Raw genomic sequence first — 17,662 nt, forward strand, 5'->3', positions numbered from 1 at the left:
TGGTAGTGTGGTTCGCCCATGTGAGAGTAGGTCATCGTCAGCTCCCTATTCCAAAATCACCCCCTTTATTCGTTTAAAGGGGGTGTTTTTTTGCTTCGTGGGTTTGCAACAATCTAAGTTATGAATATTGCTAATTAAAAAATTGGGATGAAAGCCTTCTAATAGAGGCTTCCACTTTGAACATCTCTACTAAAATCAGTCGATTTTTTCTACGTTAACTTTCATATCTTTTAATTCAAATGGCGCGAAAAAAGTCGCAAAAGCAACATCCGCAGCATCCCTTCCATAACCTAGGATCGCACGACCGCCTTTTGGTGCAGATTGCGTGGCGTCAAATGTGTACCATCGATCGCCAATAAAAACCTCATACCACGCATGTAAATCCATAGGGTCCAGTTGATATAAGTAGCCAACTACCATCCGAGCAGGCATATCTAAGGCCCGTGACAAGCTAATACCCAAATGGGCAAAATCACGACAGACGCCTTTTTTATGTTGCCAAGTGTCTAGTGCTGTGGTCTCTGCTGTACTACTCCCATATTGGTAAGTAAAGTTTTGGTGAATATAGGTGCAAATTGCCGCTGCTTTGTCATAACCGTCGGCAACATCTTGGGTTATCATTTGGGCTTCTTGAAGTAGAAATTCTGGCAGACAATAGCGACTGGGCAGCAAATATACCATTGTATCTGAAGGCAGCTGCTCAATCGGTGTTTTTGGCATACCGGGTGCGACGTCTATCCATTCGCTGGTGCATAGCTCAACTGTTAAGCTAACTTGGTAATCCCCCATCGGAAATAAAACCCTGTCACATAAGTTACCAAAATTGTCGTTATAGCTTGTAACTGCTAGGGGTGGCGTGACTTGCCATTCTTCTTGAGTGATCTGCTGTGCTAACCCTGATTGCGGTCTTAGCAGAAACACCGCAGGGGTAGGCTGGGAAAAGTGATAATCGAGTTGGCAAGTGGCGCGTAATTTCATCATAGATTTTTCATCAAATAAGGTGACAACACTAACTAAAAATTGCAAGGTGGAGTGATTGCTGCAAAAAAACTAGCAGAAAGCTTAGAATTTATGCCATTATCATTAAAATGGCAATCAATATTTATAGATTTTATTTGCATTTAAATTCTCATAATTTAAAGCTTGTTTATCAAGGGCTACCAATGCTCGCGGCAGTAGATATTGTGAAAATTCTAGGATTAATCTATGGTAGAATGAGGAAATTTTTTAAAACCCATTAGCATCATGACATCACCTAGTTCAAATCAGCGCTCTGATAAATTTGCTAGCCATTTAGAAGGATATGCCGCGCAGACCAAGGGAAAAACAGGGCTCAAACGTATCATCAATGCCGCAGGTTACTCAAAAGATGGTTTGGTTGCGGCGTATCAAAATGAAGCGGCTTTTCGACAGGTTGCATGGCTCAATAGCATTTTATTAATTGCGCTGATTTTTTTACCTTTTATGATGCCGATTAAAATGATACTGGTATTTTCATCGTTTTTTTCTCTCATCGTTGAGTTGTTTAATACCGGTATTGAAGCGTCAATTGACCATACATCGACAGAACATCATCCGTTGGCAAAAATTGGTAAAGATGTAGGTTCTGCCGCGCAACTATTAGCCTTGACGATGCTGTTTTTGTTATGGATGATGGCGTTATATACGACTTTTATTAATTTCTATTAATCAATGATGGGCTAAGTTTGCAATTGAGTAGACCAATTTTCTATGAGCATCTATATCGGAACCGGTGGATACAGTGATACGGATTTTTTGGGAATTCTCTATCCTGCTGACACCAAAAAAACCGAATTTTTAACCGAGTATAGTCGTCATTATGCCACTGTTGAAATCAATAGTAGCTTCTATGCGCCTTTAGGTCGAAAAGCGTATGAAGGTATGCTCAAAAAATCCAACGGAAAGCTAAAATTTTCGATTAAGATTCACCAAGATTTTACCCACCGATTAACCGCCACTGCAGAGACCGCGCAAGCTTTTTTGCAGGCAATTGAACCTATTTTAGCGGCAGATTGCTTGGCTGCGTTATTGATTCAATTTCCGCATGGTTTTGATAGAACGGTGGCACATCGTCAGTATTTGGCAATCTTAACCAGTTGGTTTGATGGGTTACAATTGGCGATAGAATTTCGCCACCAAAGCTGGCATATCCCGCAAGTTTACGCCAGTTTTCAGCAGCAAAATTTGATTTGGTGTAGTGTGGACTATCCAAATATTCATGGTCTACCGCCCAGTCGGCTGTTGTTTACTAGTCGCATCGGTTATTTACGCATGCATGGGCAAAACTTAGACTGGTGGGATGCCCATTCGGCGGCTGAGCGGCATGATTATCGATACAGTGATGCAGAAATGCAGGCTTGGGCAAAGACGATTGCCAATCAACAAGCCAATTTTGATACTTTGTATATTTACTTTGAAAATACGGTAAAAGGTCACGCGGTGTATAATATTGAGATGCTCACACAAGCGCTCATGACCGAAGGTATGCCAGTCGTCAGTCCGTTGGTAGCGAATGATGAATAAGTAAACAGCCGCTATCAACAAAATCATTCACTTGAAAATGTAATTTTTGCTATCATAAACAGTTTTACTTTTCATCATTTAAATTTCTAATTTGGAAGCATGGTTGAGCGGTATGACTGATTTTGCGATTGGACAACGTTATCTGTCGGATACAGAGAATGAATTGGGGCTGGGCGTCGTCGTGCTCGTTGATGAACGCTGCGTGCATATTTTGTTCCCGCAAAGTGAAGAAACGCGTGTGTATGCCAAGACATCGGCGCCTTTGTCGCGTGTAACCTTCAAAGCAGGGGATACCATACACGACCAAGATGGCGCATCGTATGTGGTCAGCGATTTTGAAGAGACCAATGGCGTCTATAAATACTTGGTTGAAGGTCATGACCGTGCGATTATGGAAACGCGCCTTGCGGCTAACATTAATTTGGCAAAACCCCTTGAGCGCTTGCTCGCTAGTCGTATCCACCAAAATGATTGGTACGAACTGCGCCAAGAGCTACTGCGTACCCAAGCCTATTTGGCGTCTCATCCATTAAGAGGCTTGATGGGTGCGCGTGTCGATATCATTGAGCACCAGCTGTATATCGCCCATGAAGTCGGTAAACGTATCGCACCGCGCGTGCTGCTTGCTGATGAAGTAGGGCTTGGCAAAACGATTGAAGCGGGTCTCATTATTCATCAGCAACTCATCACCGGCAAATCTGAGCGTGTTTTGATTTTGGTACCTGATAGTTTGCAGTACCAATGGATGATTGAAATGCGTCGCCGTTTTAATCTTGAGTTTGCGATTTTTGATTTGGTCAGAACCGCAGCGATTGCAGAGCATGACCCTGAACAAAATCCTTTTACCACTGAGCAGTTGATTATTGCCAGTATCGATTTGCTACTTGACCATGAAGATTTGCATGAAAAAGCCTTGGAAGCGGGTTTTGATTTGTTGGTTGTGGATGAAGCGCACCATCTGCATTGGGACAGTGAGCAAGGCGGCAATGACAAATATGATTTGGTTGAAGATTTGGCCGAACAAACCGCAGGTGTTTTGTTACTCACAGCAACCCCTGAGCAGTTAGGTTTAGAAAGCCATTTTGCGCGGTTACGATTGTTAGATCCCAATCGTTTTAATGATTTAGACGACTTTATCGATGCAGAAGAAAATTTTGCGCAGACCGCCGCAATTGCTGAGGTGTTATTGAGTGACCAATCGCTATCAGATAACCAAAAATCAGCATTAGCGCAGTTGTTAGGTCACGACATCAGTGATGACGAGCAAGGTCGTGCGCGCGCCATCAATGAGTTGCTAGATCGTCATGGTACTGGTCGTGTGCTATTTCGTAACACCCGTGAGAGCGTGTCTGAGCTTATTTCAGGCTTCAAAGGTCGGCGCTCAATGGCGTACCCGCTGCCTCTGCCGATAAGTTGGCAAGACAGTTATCACACCCAAGGTAAATTGCGCGAACAATTATGGCCAGAAGAGTTACAGCCCGATGGCAGTTGGCTAGAACAAGACCCGCGGGTGCCTTGGCTGGTTGATTTGCTTAAAAACAGCTTAAAACATCAAAAGGTGCTATTGATTGCGCGCAGTGGGGCAACGGTTGAGAGTTTAGAGGCAGTATTGCGATTGCATGCGGGCATTAAAACCGCGATTTTTACTGAGCAAATGACCCTACTGGAGCGTGACCAAGCGGCTGCGTATTTTGCTGATATTGAAGGCGCGCAAGTATTGTTGGCTTCTGAAATTGGCTCTGAGGGGCGTAATTTTCAATTTGCCAGCGATTTGGTGTTGTTTGATTTGCCCGCCAATCCTGACACATTAGAGCAGCGGATTGGTCGCCTCGATCGGATTGGTCAGCAAAACGAGATTACCATTCATGTGCCTTTTGTCGAAGGCACGGCAACTGAACGTATGTACCGATGGTATAACGAAGCGCTAAATATTTTTAACCAAATCTCACCCACGGCACAAACCGTTCAAGAGCAGTTTATTGTGGATTTAAAACCGCTGCTTGAAGGGCAAAAAGTCGAAGATGATGGTCAAGAAATTACTTTAGATCAGTTGATTGAAGAAGGCAATGCCCAGCGCCTCGCACTAGAAGCAGCCATGCAAGCAGGACGTGACAGACTACTTGAATACAATTCTTGTCGCCCGCGTGTCGCCAGTAAAATCGCTTACACCATGCGTGATTTTGATGATACCCACATGTTGCCACGTTTGTTTGAACGCTTTATGTCGTCCATCAATATGGAATATAGTGGACAGCGTGATGGCTCATTGATGCTGCATCCGAGTGATGAAGTACAAGTACAAGGACTGGCCGTGCCTGAAGATGGTATGACCTTGACCTTTGAGCGTGACCAAGCGTTACTACGCGAAGACATGGAATTTATGACTTATGAGCATCCTTTGATGCAAAGTATCTTTGAAACGGTCAACGCAGGCACGTTTGGTAATACCACGGTTGCAACCTTACAAAGTAATGCCATGCCCGAAGGATTGGTATTGGTCGAAGTTAATTTTCGTGTTGAAGCGATTGCACCAAAGCTACTTAATTTACCCGCATTTTTGCCAAAGCCGCTCATTCGGGTGTTTTTAACCCAGCAAGGGACTGATTTTAGCGATAAAATTGCGCCTGATATGATTGTGTCGCATATTCATCGCTTGGATAAAACCCGAGCGCGTCAAGTCATCAAAGCGCGTAAAGACATCATCGAAGTGCGCTATGAGCAGGCAGTAGCATTGGCAAACCAGCAATTACCCGCGATAAGTGAGCAAGCTAAAGAGGTATTTAATCAGCGCTATGAGCGTGAAGTGGAGCGCCTGCAATATTTGCAATCCATCAATCCGAATGTACGAGACGCAGAAATCAATCAATTAAAGCGTTTGCAAGAACAGGGCTTACATGCCCTAGGTCATTTATCCTTAATTCCTGATAGTATCCGTGTGCTAGTTGCGGTTAAGCCCGCTTAATTGTTTTGAATTTAGGTTAATTTAGGTTAAAGGTCAGCTTATATTGGGCTGACCTTTGTTATATGTTTGCATTTTCCATTTTTTAGTTAAGACCAGTTGCCAGGTCTAGTTGCCAGGTCTATTTATCAGGCTTAGTTAGCAAAGCCAGTTATTTATACCTCAGGATTCACCACACTCATACTAAATTTGAGTCCGATACTAGTGAGTACAATCGCCAGTGGCAACAGCACCATCGCAATGCGTTGGGTTTTATACCTAACAGGCGGCTCCTTACTGACTTTAGATAATAAAAAACATAGCATACCCGCGACCAATGTCAAAATCCCTAGACCTAAACAAAGAAAACCAAAATAATTCATCTGTTTACCCTTTACCCATACTGATATGTTTGACGGGGTTAAATTACACACTACGCCCCATCGATATTTGTTGAAACAAGATTGTTGCCTCAGACAACTTTGATTATAATCTAACAAGACTCATAGGACATGAGATTTATTTTTAGCCGCAATACAAGGATGGTGAGATGAGTGGCTCAATGCTACAGACTTTGGACATACAACATCTACACCAGCCCCCGTTTGATACACTAAGCGCTCAGCAGCGAACTCATCTGCAGCAGCACAGTAAAATCGTCTATTTGGACAACTTACAGCCTATACCCACTGCATGGCAAGGGGATTTTTTTATTATCCTTAAAGGCGTTGTTCATCAATTACAAGGCGATACGTTGATTTCTACCTTAAATGCAGGCGATTGGTTTGATACCAAGGTCAGGCAAAACGGCGTGTTCAACTTTATCACCCAGCAGCAAAGTCTGATGTACCGTATCGATGGGCAAGTGCTAAGTGCAATCACCGAGCAAAATCCCACCTTAAAAAACGCCTTGTTTGCCGATGTCGCTGCCCGTCTAAACCATCACCAAGCTCGCCTTGCCCAAAGTGAAAGTCAAAAACTGCTATATCAACCGATTGCCAATTTGGGACAGCATATCAAACCGCCGCATTTTGTCGATGATACGGCAACGTTATACGATGCCACGATGGCGATGAACCAATTTGACATCAAGCATATTTTGGTTAAGTCACAAGCGCGAATGACCGAAACGGAGCGTGACAAACTCATCGCACAAGGCGTCGAAAAATCCACCATCGCAGCGTATGTCGAGCGCATCGGTATTTTTACCCAAACCGATGTGTGCCGAGCGATTGGACAAAAAGTTGATTTTGCCACTACGCCTGTGCTGGACTTTACCAATTTTAAAATCCACACGGTGCATCAATCGCAAGATGTGAGTGAAGCCTTGCTGACCATGCTACAAACTCGTACCCATCGTTTACCCATTATTGACAGTCAAGGTCAAATCATTGGGATTTTGGGGCAAACCGAATTACTGAGCTTTTTAACCCACCATTCCAATCTTATCGTCGCTCGTATTGAGCAAGCGCAGAGCCTAGAGGATGTTGCGGTAGCGGTGGAATTGATTGGTAAATTTATCCGTGAGCAGCACGCCAGCGGCATCAAAATCCATGTTATCAGCCGAATGGTACAAAGCTTGAATTTGCAAGTGTTTGCCAAGGTATGGCAGCTAATTGTGCCTGCTATCACCTTCTACAATACCTGTCTGTTTGTGATGGGCTCAGAAGGGCGTGGTGAACAAATCTTGCGTACTGACCAAGACAATGCGCTGATTATCCGCAATGGTTTTAAAGATGACAATCTGCCCAGCTATGCCGCGCAGTTCAATGAGGCATTGGCGAACATGGGTTATCCTTATTGTGATGGCAAGATTATGCTTAGCAACGAGCGTTGGCGAAAAACTTCAACCGCCTTTGAAAAACAAATTACCGCATGGTACGTGAGTGGCAGTAGTGAAGATATGATGTGGATTGCGACCTTAATCGATGCGCATTTTGTTTGCGGCGATATTAAGCTCTTTGAGCAGCTGCAAAAACATTGGCAAGTCAGCGCAAAAAATGTGGCGACTAGCAACTTTATCAACCGTTTTGCCAAACCGATTCTACAATTTGGTGATAGCAGTGGTTGGTGGCAAAAATTTGTCGGTGCCAGTGAAACCGATATTGACTTAAAAAAAGCAGGGATATTCCCGATTGTCCATGGCGTGCGAGCCTTGTCATTGGAATATCATATCACTGACACCAATACCAGAAGCCGACTGCAGCAGCTAGCACAGCAACACGTACTAAGTGACACCATGGCACAAAATCTGGCAGAAGCACTGGATTTTTTTATGGCAAAACGATTGGATGTGGCATTGACCACACAGGATAGAACAGCGCGAGCGGTAAATCCCAATCACTTATCAGCACTGGAAAAAGATTTGTTAAAAGAATGTTTGGCGATGGTCAAAGATTTTAAAACCTTTATTACCCATCATTATCGCCTAGATATTTTTTAATTGAAGATATTTTTTAACTAAATAGATAGTGTTAATTGAATAGAGAAAAGCCATGTTTCATCGCATCAAAAATCTGTTCGACGGTCAAAAACTTGAGCGACAAAAACAGCGGCTCAGCAAGCCTGAGTACGCTTATCTGTTTGATACCCCGCTATCTAAAGTCCCCAATGATTGGGTGAGCCTAGACCTAGAAATGACCGGGCTTAATGCTAAACAAGATTATATTTTAAGTGTCGGTGCAGTACAGGTACGCAGAGATAGTGACGGGTTTGTGATTGATACCGATAGCGCGCTGTCCTTGGTATGCCGTCCGCCTGTGATGCCCACCCATGACACCATTGTGATTCACGGATTAAGACCGATAGATGTCGACAATGGCTTATCGTATGACGAGATGCTCACCCATTTATTGCCAATGCTTAAAAACCGTCCGATAATTGGGTTCTGTGTGGACATGGACATGGCGTTTTTAAATGCCATTGCCAAGCCGTTTTTGGGCGTGGAACTGGCTAATAAACTTGTCGATGTCAGTCGCTTGTATCAACAAAATCAGCATCGACATGACCCCAGCCAAGTTGGGCAGTTACCACACCTCAATCAACTACTACAGGAATACCAAATCCCGCGATTACCTGCCCATAATGCCCTCAATGATGCCATCATGACTGCCATGTTGTTCACTCACTTGATGCAGTCATAGCAGGCTTATGAAGTCATAAAAGCTAACCGACATAAAAAAACTCTCATCATGAGAGTTTTTTATTTAAAAATGACTTTATTTTTTGCTAGCCGCGGCGTCTGCGCCTTTTGGCTTGATGCCTGCTTCTTGGGTTAATTGCATCAACATGGTACGGGCTTCTTCAGCGGATTTTTGCGCTTTTTCCATTGACTTAGCAATTTCTGGATTGGTCTCTGGGGTTGCCGTTGGTTTTTTGATTAAAGCCGCCGTACCGGCACGGCTATTGGTAATACTTTCAACCATTTTATCGCGGGTTTGTGCGACACGGGGGTCATTAAATTTTAGTTTGTTGAGCGTGGCTTTTTGCAAATCTAACTGTGCCACCACTTCTTTAAAGAAAGCTTGTTGGTCAGCAGGCGTTTTGGCGTTTTGCATTTTTTTTGCCATTTCTGCTTGTTTGGCTTGAGTAGTGCGGTCAAGTTCATTTAAGGTTTTAAATAACTGAGTCAAATCCGCTTTTAGGGCAAGATTGGGTGTCGCAGCTGCAGTATTATTGGCGGCAGCTGTAGGCGCGCTGCTAACGTTGGCGGTTTTTTCTGCAGTCGCTGGCGTGGTGACAGTTGTTGTGGTTGACGAAGCGGTGGTGGTAACGGTAGCACTAGCAGGCGCGCTAGAGATGGCTTGGGATGCTGCCACAGGGGTAGTAGTTGTAGAAGTTGACGTGGTGGTGGTCGTCGTTGCAGAAGCAGTGGTAGTTGCGGCTTTGTCATCTTTTTTTGAGCATGCAGATAACGCTAGCACAAGACTCATAGCGCCTATAGTCATGGCAGAGGTGGCGATAGATTTGTTTAACATAGAGTTTTTTTAACCTAAATAATTTTTTAATCTAAATAGCTTTAATCTAAATAATTTTTCACCCAAATCAATGGGGTAAGAATCCTCAACTGAAGTTTGAGTCGGCAATAGCAGTGGCTGCAATGTGGCAATTAGGCGACAGTTTAGCAAATATCTGAAAATTGAAATGTAGAGAATTGCAACAGAAGGCTACGGCAGTTTGTCTAAATGCCTTAATTTTAGCCGATTTGCTATGAAATCAGGTGGATTTTTATGGCAAAAAGCGATAAGGTGGCAGCTTATTTTTGTCTAGTATAGATTCGTCACATTGTTGCTGTTGTTATGAAAAATTCGCGCCAATTCGTGGGTCTGCAAACCCGCGCTACTCAATTATTGTCTTTAAAAACGGGTTTATTGCTAGGGATGGCTTGTCTGTCCTTGGTGGGTCATACGTCAGATACCACACAAGCCCAGCCGCCAATACTCACTGATTCAGTGACCAAGCAAAGCCATGCAGTCATGGGGCAGCGCGATCCAGTCAACAAGCTACCTGAAACGATTCAAGCCAAACTTGCCCAAGCCAATATTCCGACCGATAGCATGAGCATGGTGGTACAACCGTTAACGGACAATCCGCAAAATGCAGCGTCGACTGCGCCCCAAACGCCTTTGTTTAGTTATAATGCTGATGTGCCACGTACCCCTGCATCTACGCAAAAACTGATTCCCACTTATGTGGCGCTCGATAGTTTGGGCAAAGATTTTGTTTGGCAAACCAAATTGTATCAGCATGGTTTTGTGTGGAAAGGCACGCTTTATGGTGATGTGATTGTGCAAGCAAGTGGCGACCCAAAACTGGAAAACGAGCGCTTGTACCAGCTGCTTGCCATGATCAAAGCACAGGGTATTCAGCAGGTAGAAGGCAATTTAATCATCGATAATCGCCAATTTGAAGGGGTGGATTTTGATGTTAATGCGTTTGATGGTAAAGGGTTACGCCCTTATAATGCCCAGCCCAATGCTTTGTTAACCAATTTTGGTACGGTGGAAGTGGATTTAGTGCCAATAGCAAAACCTAACGCAATAGCAGCTATCAAACCTGCTAAGGCATCCGCTAGTGGTAGCAGTGCTACTACTTCGAACACATCTGACCTTTATAACGAAGCGGCAAATCTTGAGCAAATCCAAAGCAAACCTTCGATTAATCCCAAAGACGTCGCGGCGTATCAGGTCATCCTAAAGCCTGCGCTGGCAAACTTTACTATGCCTACAACACTGCAAGCCAGTCAAAGGCCTTGTAATAACAACCAAGATGATTGGATTGGAACATTGACGTCCACAGGATTGAGCTTTCACCAAACCGCGTCCGCCTTCTGTGGTGAGCAAAAACGCTATCTGACGTTTCCTGATGGGGATGTACTGGTCAAACAACAAATTATCGCTGACTGGCAAAAAATCTTGCCAAACTTTACAGGGAATGTTGAATTTGCCAGTCCTGCGGTGGCTTATATGCAGCAAGCCAAGGCGATACCGCAAGCGCTACCTTGGTATATTCGCTTATACCTAAAATACTTTGGCAAACCATTGACCCCAAAATTGGTTGGCTATGTCGCCTCCAATCCATTACACGAGCAAATCAAAGACATCAATCAGCACTCCAACAATGTGATGACGGAACAAATCGCCTTGTCGCTACCGCTGTATGCCGACAAGCAGCGTATCAGCACTTATCCAAAAACTTTTGCCTACATTCACCAGTGGTGGCAACAAAAGCTGCCCCAAGCACAGCCGCCTGTGATGACTAGAGCCTCAGGTTTATGCCGTGATTGCCGCGTGGCGCCCAATAGTATGTTAGCGCTGCTAACTCTCGCTTATCATTCACCCAATTTTACCGTATATCGTGATTCGTTGGGCGTGGCAGGCGAGTCGGGTACCATCAAAGCGCTCAAACTGCGCCAGCCAAATAACCCTGCCATTGGGCATGCTTGGATCAAAACAGGCACGCTTGATAATGTCACCAGTATGGCAGGCTATGTTCAAGGCAAATCAGGAAAATGGTATGCAGTGGTTGGGATGATTAATGCCGACAATGTCAAAAATAATAGCAATGCCAAAGCCGTGCTGGATGAAATGCTAGCGTGGACAGCGCTGCAGTGATTGGTTTGTGGTTGATTGGCTATTTATCGTGAACATTAAAATACCAATCAATCTGGCGGTCAAATCCCATTTCCAGTAGGCTTGCGGTGATGCGCCCGGTCAAGCCCCACACGGTCTCGCCATCAATGATAAAGCTTGGTGATACCAGTACTTGACTCCCCAAATCATACGCATAATCGATAGTCGGCTGGCGAATAAGCGTGGCTAAATCCGCCCAAAATAGCCTTGCAATTTCGCACATCTCTGGCACAAGGTTAACACTGGGTGGTATCACCCCCACAATCGGTTTGACAGGTCTGCCGCTTTTGGCAAATTGTAGTGGCAATTCGCCCAACACAGTCACTTGACTGGGATGAATACCGGTTTCCTCATGCGTTTCTCGTAACGCGGTAGCTTGGTTGCTATCGTCCGTGTCTTCGCGTCTGCCCCCTGCAAATGATACTTCGCCGGCATGTTCTCGCATATCCGAAGCGCGCAACGAGTACAAAATTTTTGGCTCAGCTTCATTGGTAATGGCGATGAGTACCGAATACGGCTGCGGCGTGGGGTCGAATGGCAGTTTTGCGATTCGCTCAGCCAGTTGGGTCAGTAAGGGACTTTGAAATCTAGTTGTGGACATATTTTTTAATTCATCAAAATTTAATGGGCAATTTCGCAATGTTTATAGGGCGCTTTGAGTTGACCGAATTTATCTAAAACTAATTGTCTATTGTCGATATCACTATCAAGTGGTAAAGCTGGCATAGCTGAGACAGGTTTTTGCATACTAGGCTGGGTATGCAGCGCGCTGCAACTTGCTAATAAGCCCAAACTTAATACCCAGCTAAATACTTAAGCTAGATACTTAGCTAAACTTTCTCATAATCGGCTGCTCAAATCATTTTTATCATGTAAAAACCTGCAATCAATGCTACCATACTTAAAACGACTTTCACCTCACAAAACATAAAAATAATAGGAAAATACCATGCCTTACTGCCTGCAATGCGGTCATCTAGCCGAAACCAAAATCCCGCCGATGGACAGTCTGCCGCGCATTGTATGCCCGTCTTGTGGCTACATCCATTACGAAAACCCCAAAGTCATCAACGGCTGTTTACTCATCCATGAAGATAAAGTTTTGCTCTGTCGCCGCGCGATTGAACCGCGGCATGGTTATTGGACGCTGCCTGCAGGCTTTATGGAGCTTGGCGAGACCATGAAAGATGGCGGCAATCGTGAGTGCTTTGAAGAAGCCGAAGCCATCGGCAGTGGATTAGAGCTATATTGTCTATACGACATACCCGATATCGGACAGATTCATATGATATTTATCGGCTCGCTCAAAGATGGCAAATTTGGGGTGGGCATCGAGAGCCTCGAATGTGCGTTGTTTGCCGAAGAAGATATCCCTTGGGAAGACTTGGCGTTCCAAAATGTCATTGAAACCCTGCAACATTATTTTGCTGACCGTAAAGCAGGGGCGACGCTAGGTAATTTCCCCATCCATCAGCAAGTGATTGCCAAATACGTGCATTTGGGCGATTAAGTGTGCATTTGAACGGTAAATTTTAAATAGTAAATTGTTAGCTAAAAAGACGGGCGTAGCGCATACGCCCTAAATATCTACGCCCTAAATATCTACGTTCTAAACACCAAGGTTGTAATCTTCACTCAATGACCGCATTTACCGCAGCCACCGCAACTATTATTTTTGGCAGTTAAGCGCTTTTTGGCTTTGATTACCAAATATACCAACGCTATCAATACCATCAACATCACGATAAAAGTTTGCATTTGCGCGTTCATAGTGACTCCTTCCAATCAATTAATTAACGAGTATATCTGTCACACGATAAGTAATAAAAGCTGCGATATAGGCCAATACAAATAAAAATGCCACAATCATCGCCGTATATTTGCTGGAATTGCTCTCTCGTTTGATGGTGGCAATCGTTGCCATACACATGGGTGCATAGATATACCACGCCAAAAACGCAAACGCCGTTGGCAGTCCCCAATGATTGCGGATAATCGGGATTAAGCCTTCACTCACCGCTGCTTCATCACCACTCACTGCATACACAGTACCCATCGCAGCGACCACCACTTCACGGGCAGCAATACCAGGAATCATGGCGATACAGGTTTGCCAATCAAACCCAATCGGCGCGAAAAGCGGATGAATCCAATGCCCAAGATGACCAGCAATACTATAATCAATCGCAGGACCTGTGGCATTGGCAGGTGGTTTTGGGAAAGTCACCAATACCCATAGCAATACGGACAACGAAAAAATAATCGTACCTGCACGTGTCAAGAACGCTTTAACTTTATCCCAAAGGCTAATCGCAATATGGCGCACATTGGGCAAGCGATAAGTCGGTAACTCCATCATCAGCGCCGTCAAGCTCGTGCGACCTTGTACTTTAGCTATCCATTTAAGCCCCAAGGCGACCAAAGCCGCCGACACAATACCAGCAAGATAGAGCGCGAACAAAGTCAGACCTTGCAGATTAAACAGCCCCAATACTTTGGTATCGGGAATCACGGCAGCGATAATTAACGCATAAATCGGCAAGCGTGCCGAACAGGTCAACATCGGTGCCAGTGCCATGGTGACAAGGCGCTCGCGGGCATTGGGAATGGTGCGAGTCGCCATGACCGAAGGTACGGCACAGGCAAAACTTGAAAGCAGCGGGATAAACGCCCGACCTGACAAGCCTGTTTTTGCCAATAAATTATCCAGCAAAAAAGCCGCGCGTGGCAAATAACCCGAATCTTCCAACACCAAAATAAATAAAAACAGAATCGTAATCTGCGGCAAAAAAACAATCACCCCGCCGACACCCGCAAGCACGCCATCGACCAATAGACTCTGTAACAATCCAGAACCTAGCTGAGCGGTAATCCAAGTCCCTAGCATATTGACTAGGCTATCTAAGCCATCCATCAACGGGGCAGCCCATGAATACACCGCTTGGAACATCACAAACAGCACAATCAGCAAAATCACCATGCCCCAAAATGGGTGCAATAACAGACTGTCTAAACGCTCATGCCAATTGGGTAGGGCGCCTTTTTCGCGTACCGCATGGGCGATAATCGTGTCAGCTTCTTGGTATAAGACAGTGGCATCTAACTTATCAATAGTGTCAGCGACTTGGGTAAAATATTGCGCGTTACGCAGCGCGATAGCGGATTGGTTGGCTTGCTGCGCCACAAACTCACCGAGTAGTTGGTGCAATTTGGCAGTGCCGTCACGTTTGATGGCGATGGTTTTGACCACGGGCATACCCAAGACTTCCGCTAGTGCATGTTCATCAATCACCACACCGCGTGAAGCCGCGACATCGGATAAATTGAGCGCGACCATCATGGGGAAGCCCAGTTGTTTGAGCTCCAGTAGCATCCGCAAACTCAGACGCAAATTCGTCGCATCGGCGACCGCGATAATGCCATCAAGCGGTTTTTCACCCGCCTGTTGACCAAGCAATACCTCACGGGTGACTTGCTCATCAGGACTGGTGGTGCGCAAACTATAAGTACCGGGTAAATCTAAGATAGTGACCGCTGGATTGCCCAACCACGTGGCAAATTTTTTGTCCACTGTGACGCCAGAGTAGTTGGCAATTTTTGCTTTTGCACCCGTCAATGCATTAAAGGTAGCCGTTTTACCGCAGTTTGGTGCCCCGACCAATGCCAACGTGATTGCCATAATAACCCTCTAACTCAACACTATCTATACCCTAAAAAAACAAAAAGCGTAGCCGCTCATCTGCTACGCCTGACATCTCTCAACCTAACATCTATTAAACAGTGAAAAAAATCGTTACACCCTACGGCACTTAATCTTAGCAAGCTCATCACGGCGTAAACTAAACTGCGCACCACCTGCTAATTGAATAGCAAAGGGGGGACGCCCAAACAAGCCTTTTGCCACGATTTTAATCGCAGTATTTGGCAAAAATCCCAAATCATGCAGGCGGCGGCTCACTAAATTGTCTTGCAAACCAAATGCAGGATTGGCAATGACTTCTTCCACATAAGCGATGGTATGTTTTGGCAGGTCTAACAAAGGCTGAGCCGCTGCTTTTGGGGAGATTGACTCTGGCACGGGTGCCATGTCATTAGAAAATGTCAATACGGTCATCTTGCTGCCTTTCGCGAACGGTTTAGCTTTAAAATAGAAAATAAAGCACTCAATGAAAGCGAGTAAATACGAACTAAAGTATAAATGAGATACATTATCTTTTAGTGATAATTATTATTATGCTAACGTCTTAAAAAATCAAGCGGCGATTCAATTTTTTTAATATAGTATTGAGTTTTTTTAAAAATTGCGCGTATTCATCTTGATACAACATAGATATTTAAGCAACAATATTGATGTTTAATCAAAGGTTAATGAATGACAAAATCATCAAAAAAGTCACGCATATATCATTTTGTCGCTATAAAATCTTGCTACAATACTTGAGTGATATATATTCTATACTAGATAAAAACCACTATACTTACGGATGATGAGATTATTATGTCAACTAGAAAAACCATCCCCACACCTGCGCAACCATCCAAGCCATCACCTGATAATTTATCACAACTCAAAACGATAGAGCCACCAAACCCAAACCCCAATCAACCCACCCCACAAGGCACGCCACCGCTCAAAGAATTGGTCAAACAATACGATAGCGTGTCATTGCTGCTTCAAGGTGGCGGTGCGCTCGGCGCCTACCAAGCAGGGATTTATGAAGGGCTGCATAAACAAGGCATCAAAATCGACCGTATCTCAGGTATTTCAATCGGCGCGCTCAATACCGCCATTATCGCAGGTAACCGTCCAGAGAACCGCTTAGCGGCGCTACAAGGGTTTTGGAACACCATCACCCATCGTAACTACACCCCTGCAGGGCTGAATGTCTACCGTCAAACGGCCAATGAGCTAGATAAACTCAGCAAGATTGACATGGTAAGCCATTTTATGCCTTGGATATTTGAAAATGGCTTTTTAAAACAGCAGCTGCGGGTGATGGAATCTACCGCTGAGGCTTGGCAAACCATGATTGAAGGACAGCGTGGCTTTTTTAAACCGCGTTATTTTGTGCCGTATGACACCACCCCCAATCACTTAAGCTATTATACTACCGATAAGCTGCGCGAAACCCTTGAACGTTATTGTGACTTAAAACTGGTCAACGACGTCAATCGGATGAAAGTATCGGTGTCTGCGGTCAATGTGCGTAACGGTAACTTTGCCATTTTTAGCAATGAAAATGAAGAACTGCGCTACGATCACTTCATCGCATCGGGCGCACTGCCGCCAGGTTTTCCAGCGGTTGAGATTGATGGGGAGTATTATTGGGATGGCGGATTGGTGTCCAACACGCCACTCAATGAAATCTTAAGCCATGAAGAGCACCTCAAGCAATTGATTTTCCAAGTGGATTTGTGGAATGCCAAGGGCACGGTGCCAGAGAATATGATGGAGATTGACGAGCGCATCAAAGACATTCAATACTCTAGCAAAACCCGCATGGTCACTGACTTTATGGCGCAAAAGCTGCGTTATACGCGCCTTATCAAAGAGTTACTCGAAATCATCGATGACGATGCTAAAGTTGATAAAGTTGAAGAATTGTGCGTTAATAAAGCCCGCGAAATGACAGAAGTCGGTGTCAAAAACGTGATTCATCTGATTTATCACAAAAAGACTTATGAGCGCGGCTATAAAGACTACGAGTTTAGCGGCTCGACCATGCAAGAACACTGGGAAAGTGGTTTACAAGATATTGAGAACACCTTTCGCCATCCAGATTGGTTTATGCTACCTGAAACAGATGATATCTTTGTCAGCCATGATATCCACCAAAAACGCAAACGCTTGGCACAGGTCAGTACCCTGCTAAAAAATCTTGAAGACTAAAAGTCGTTCCACGTTGAATCTTTACAAGCTGAAGGCTTAAAAAAAGTCAAAAAAAGTGATGGTATCTAGCCATCACTTTTTTTATGAAAAATTACACCAAATTTGATAAGTCCAAGCTCAGCAATCGGTCAATCGCCTCGCTGCTTTGTGCGATATCTG

15 protein-coding genes are annotated in these 17,662 nt (G+C 44.6%); 8 read left to right on the forward strand and 7 right to left on the reverse strand.

Translation table 11 applies throughout. The features are described 5' to 3' along the window. Nucleotides 1-195: 195 nt before the first annotated feature. On the reverse strand, nt 196-981 hold the full coding sequence (locus tag RT034_RS10595; RefSeq protein ID WP_219299917.1) for a transglutaminase-like domain-containing protein: 786 nt from the start codon (nt 979-981) through the stop codon (nt 196-198). A gap of 264 nt (nt 982-1,245) precedes the next feature. Between RT034_RS10595 and RT034_RS10600 the strand changes: the two genes are divergently transcribed. The 3 genes from RT034_RS10600 to rapA all read left to right on the forward strand — a co-directional run bounded on the left by RT034_RS10600 (nt 1,246) and on the right by rapA (nt 5,506). Next, nucleotides 1,246-1,689, forward strand: coding sequence for a diacylglycerol kinase (locus tag RT034_RS10600; RefSeq protein WP_313016508.1), 444 nt, complete (start codon nt 1,246-1,248; stop codon nt 1,687-1,689). A 42-nt stretch (nt 1,690-1,731) separates the two neighbouring features. Continuing rightward, nucleotides 1,732-2,544 carry a DUF72 domain-containing protein gene (locus RT034_RS10605; RefSeq protein WP_313016510.1) on the forward strand — a complete coding sequence of 271 codons (813 nt, stop codon included), beginning with the start codon at nt 1,732-1,734 and terminating at the stop codon, nt 2,542-2,544. Nucleotides 2,545-2,656: 112 nt separating this feature from the next. Beyond that, nucleotides 2,657-5,506, forward strand: coding sequence for an RNA polymerase-associated protein RapA (gene rapA / locus RT034_RS10610; protein ID WP_313016512.1), 2,850 nt, complete (start codon nt 2,657-2,659; stop codon nt 5,504-5,506). 152 nt (nt 5,507-5,658) lie between these two features. Here rapA and RT034_RS10615 read toward each other — a convergent pair whose 3' ends face one another. Beyond that, nucleotides 5,659-5,865: a hypothetical protein gene (locus RT034_RS10615; RefSeq protein ID WP_313016514.1), complete on the reverse strand. Its 207-nt coding sequence runs from the start codon at nt 5,863-5,865 to the stop codon at nt 5,659-5,661. Nucleotides 5,866-6,032: 167 nt separating this feature from the next. Between RT034_RS10615 and RT034_RS10620 the strand changes: the two genes are divergently transcribed. Both RT034_RS10620 and RT034_RS10625 read left to right on the forward strand, forming a co-directional pair. Continuing rightward, the gene (locus tag RT034_RS10620; protein ID WP_313016515.1) at nt 6,033-7,925 is read left to right on the forward strand and encodes a DUF294 nucleotidyltransferase-like domain-containing protein; all 1,893 of its coding nucleotides are present in this window, start codon (nt 6,033-6,035) and stop codon (nt 7,923-7,925) included. 52 nt (nt 7,926-7,977) lie between these two features. Further along, the gene (locus RT034_RS10625; protein ID WP_313016517.1) at nt 7,978-8,625 is read left to right on the forward strand and encodes a 3'-5' exonuclease; all 648 of its coding nucleotides are present in this window, start codon (nt 7,978-7,980) and stop codon (nt 8,623-8,625) included. Between the two features lie 75 nt (nt 8,626-8,700). Here RT034_RS10625 and RT034_RS10630 read toward each other — a convergent pair whose 3' ends face one another. Continuing rightward, nucleotides 8,701-9,459 (reverse strand): hypothetical protein, encoded by a 759-nt coding sequence (locus RT034_RS10630; RefSeq protein WP_313016520.1) that lies wholly within the window; start codon nt 9,457-9,459, stop codon nt 8,701-8,703. A gap of 321 nt (nt 9,460-9,780) precedes the next feature. Here RT034_RS10630 and RT034_RS10635 point away from each other — a divergent pair, with 321 nt between their 5' ends. Continuing rightward, nucleotides 9,781-11,595, forward strand: coding sequence for a D-alanyl-D-alanine carboxypeptidase/D-alanyl-D-alanine-endopeptidase (locus RT034_RS10635; protein ID WP_313016522.1), 1,815 nt, complete (start codon nt 9,781-9,783; stop codon nt 11,593-11,595). 19 nt (nt 11,596-11,614) lie between these two features. Here RT034_RS10635 and RT034_RS10640 read toward each other — a convergent pair whose 3' ends face one another. Continuing rightward, nucleotides 11,615-12,214: an NUDIX hydrolase gene (locus RT034_RS10640; RefSeq protein WP_239743319.1), complete on the reverse strand. Its 600-nt coding sequence runs from the start codon at nt 12,212-12,214 to the stop codon at nt 11,615-11,617. 348 nt (nt 12,215-12,562) lie between these two features. Between RT034_RS10640 and RT034_RS10645 the strand changes: the two genes are divergently transcribed. Continuing rightward, nucleotides 12,563-13,123: an NUDIX hydrolase gene (locus RT034_RS10645; protein ID WP_101964225.1), complete on the forward strand. Its 561-nt coding sequence runs from the start codon at nt 12,563-12,565 to the stop codon at nt 13,121-13,123. A 125-nt stretch (nt 13,124-13,248) separates the two neighbouring features. On the opposite strand, the gene RT034_RS10650 is transcribed toward RT034_RS10645, so the two are convergent. From RT034_RS10650 to RT034_RS10660, 3 genes are all read right to left on the reverse strand, one after another. After that, entirely contained in the window at nt 13,249-13,383 is a 135-nt protein-coding gene (locus RT034_RS10650; RefSeq protein WP_313016525.1) for a FeoB-associated Cys-rich membrane protein, read from the reverse strand. Nucleotides 13,384-13,402: 19 nt separating this feature from the next. Further along, the gene (gene feoB / locus RT034_RS10655) at nt 13,403-15,292 is read right to left on the reverse strand and encodes a ferrous iron transport protein B (RefSeq protein ID WP_313016527.1); all 1,890 of its coding nucleotides are present in this window, start codon (nt 15,290-15,292) and stop codon (nt 13,403-13,405) included. Nucleotides 15,293-15,406: 114 nt separating this feature from the next. Continuing rightward, nucleotides 15,407-15,727: a FeoA family protein gene (locus tag RT034_RS10660; RefSeq protein WP_313016529.1), complete on the reverse strand. Its 321-nt coding sequence runs from the start codon at nt 15,725-15,727 to the stop codon at nt 15,407-15,409. A gap of 384 nt (nt 15,728-16,111) precedes the next feature. On the opposite strand from RT034_RS10660, the gene RT034_RS10665 reads away from it, so the two are divergent. Then, the gene (locus tag RT034_RS10665; protein WP_313016530.1) at nt 16,112-17,503 is read left to right on the forward strand and encodes a patatin-like phospholipase family protein; all 1,392 of its coding nucleotides are present in this window, start codon (nt 16,112-16,114) and stop codon (nt 17,501-17,503) included. The last annotated feature ends 159 nt before the right edge of the window (nt 17,504-17,662 follow it).

This window comes from Moraxella sp. CTOTU48841 (genome assembly GCF_032061225.1).
Lineage (GTDB): Bacteria > Pseudomonadota > Gammaproteobacteria > Pseudomonadales > Moraxellaceae > Faucicola > Faucicola cinerea.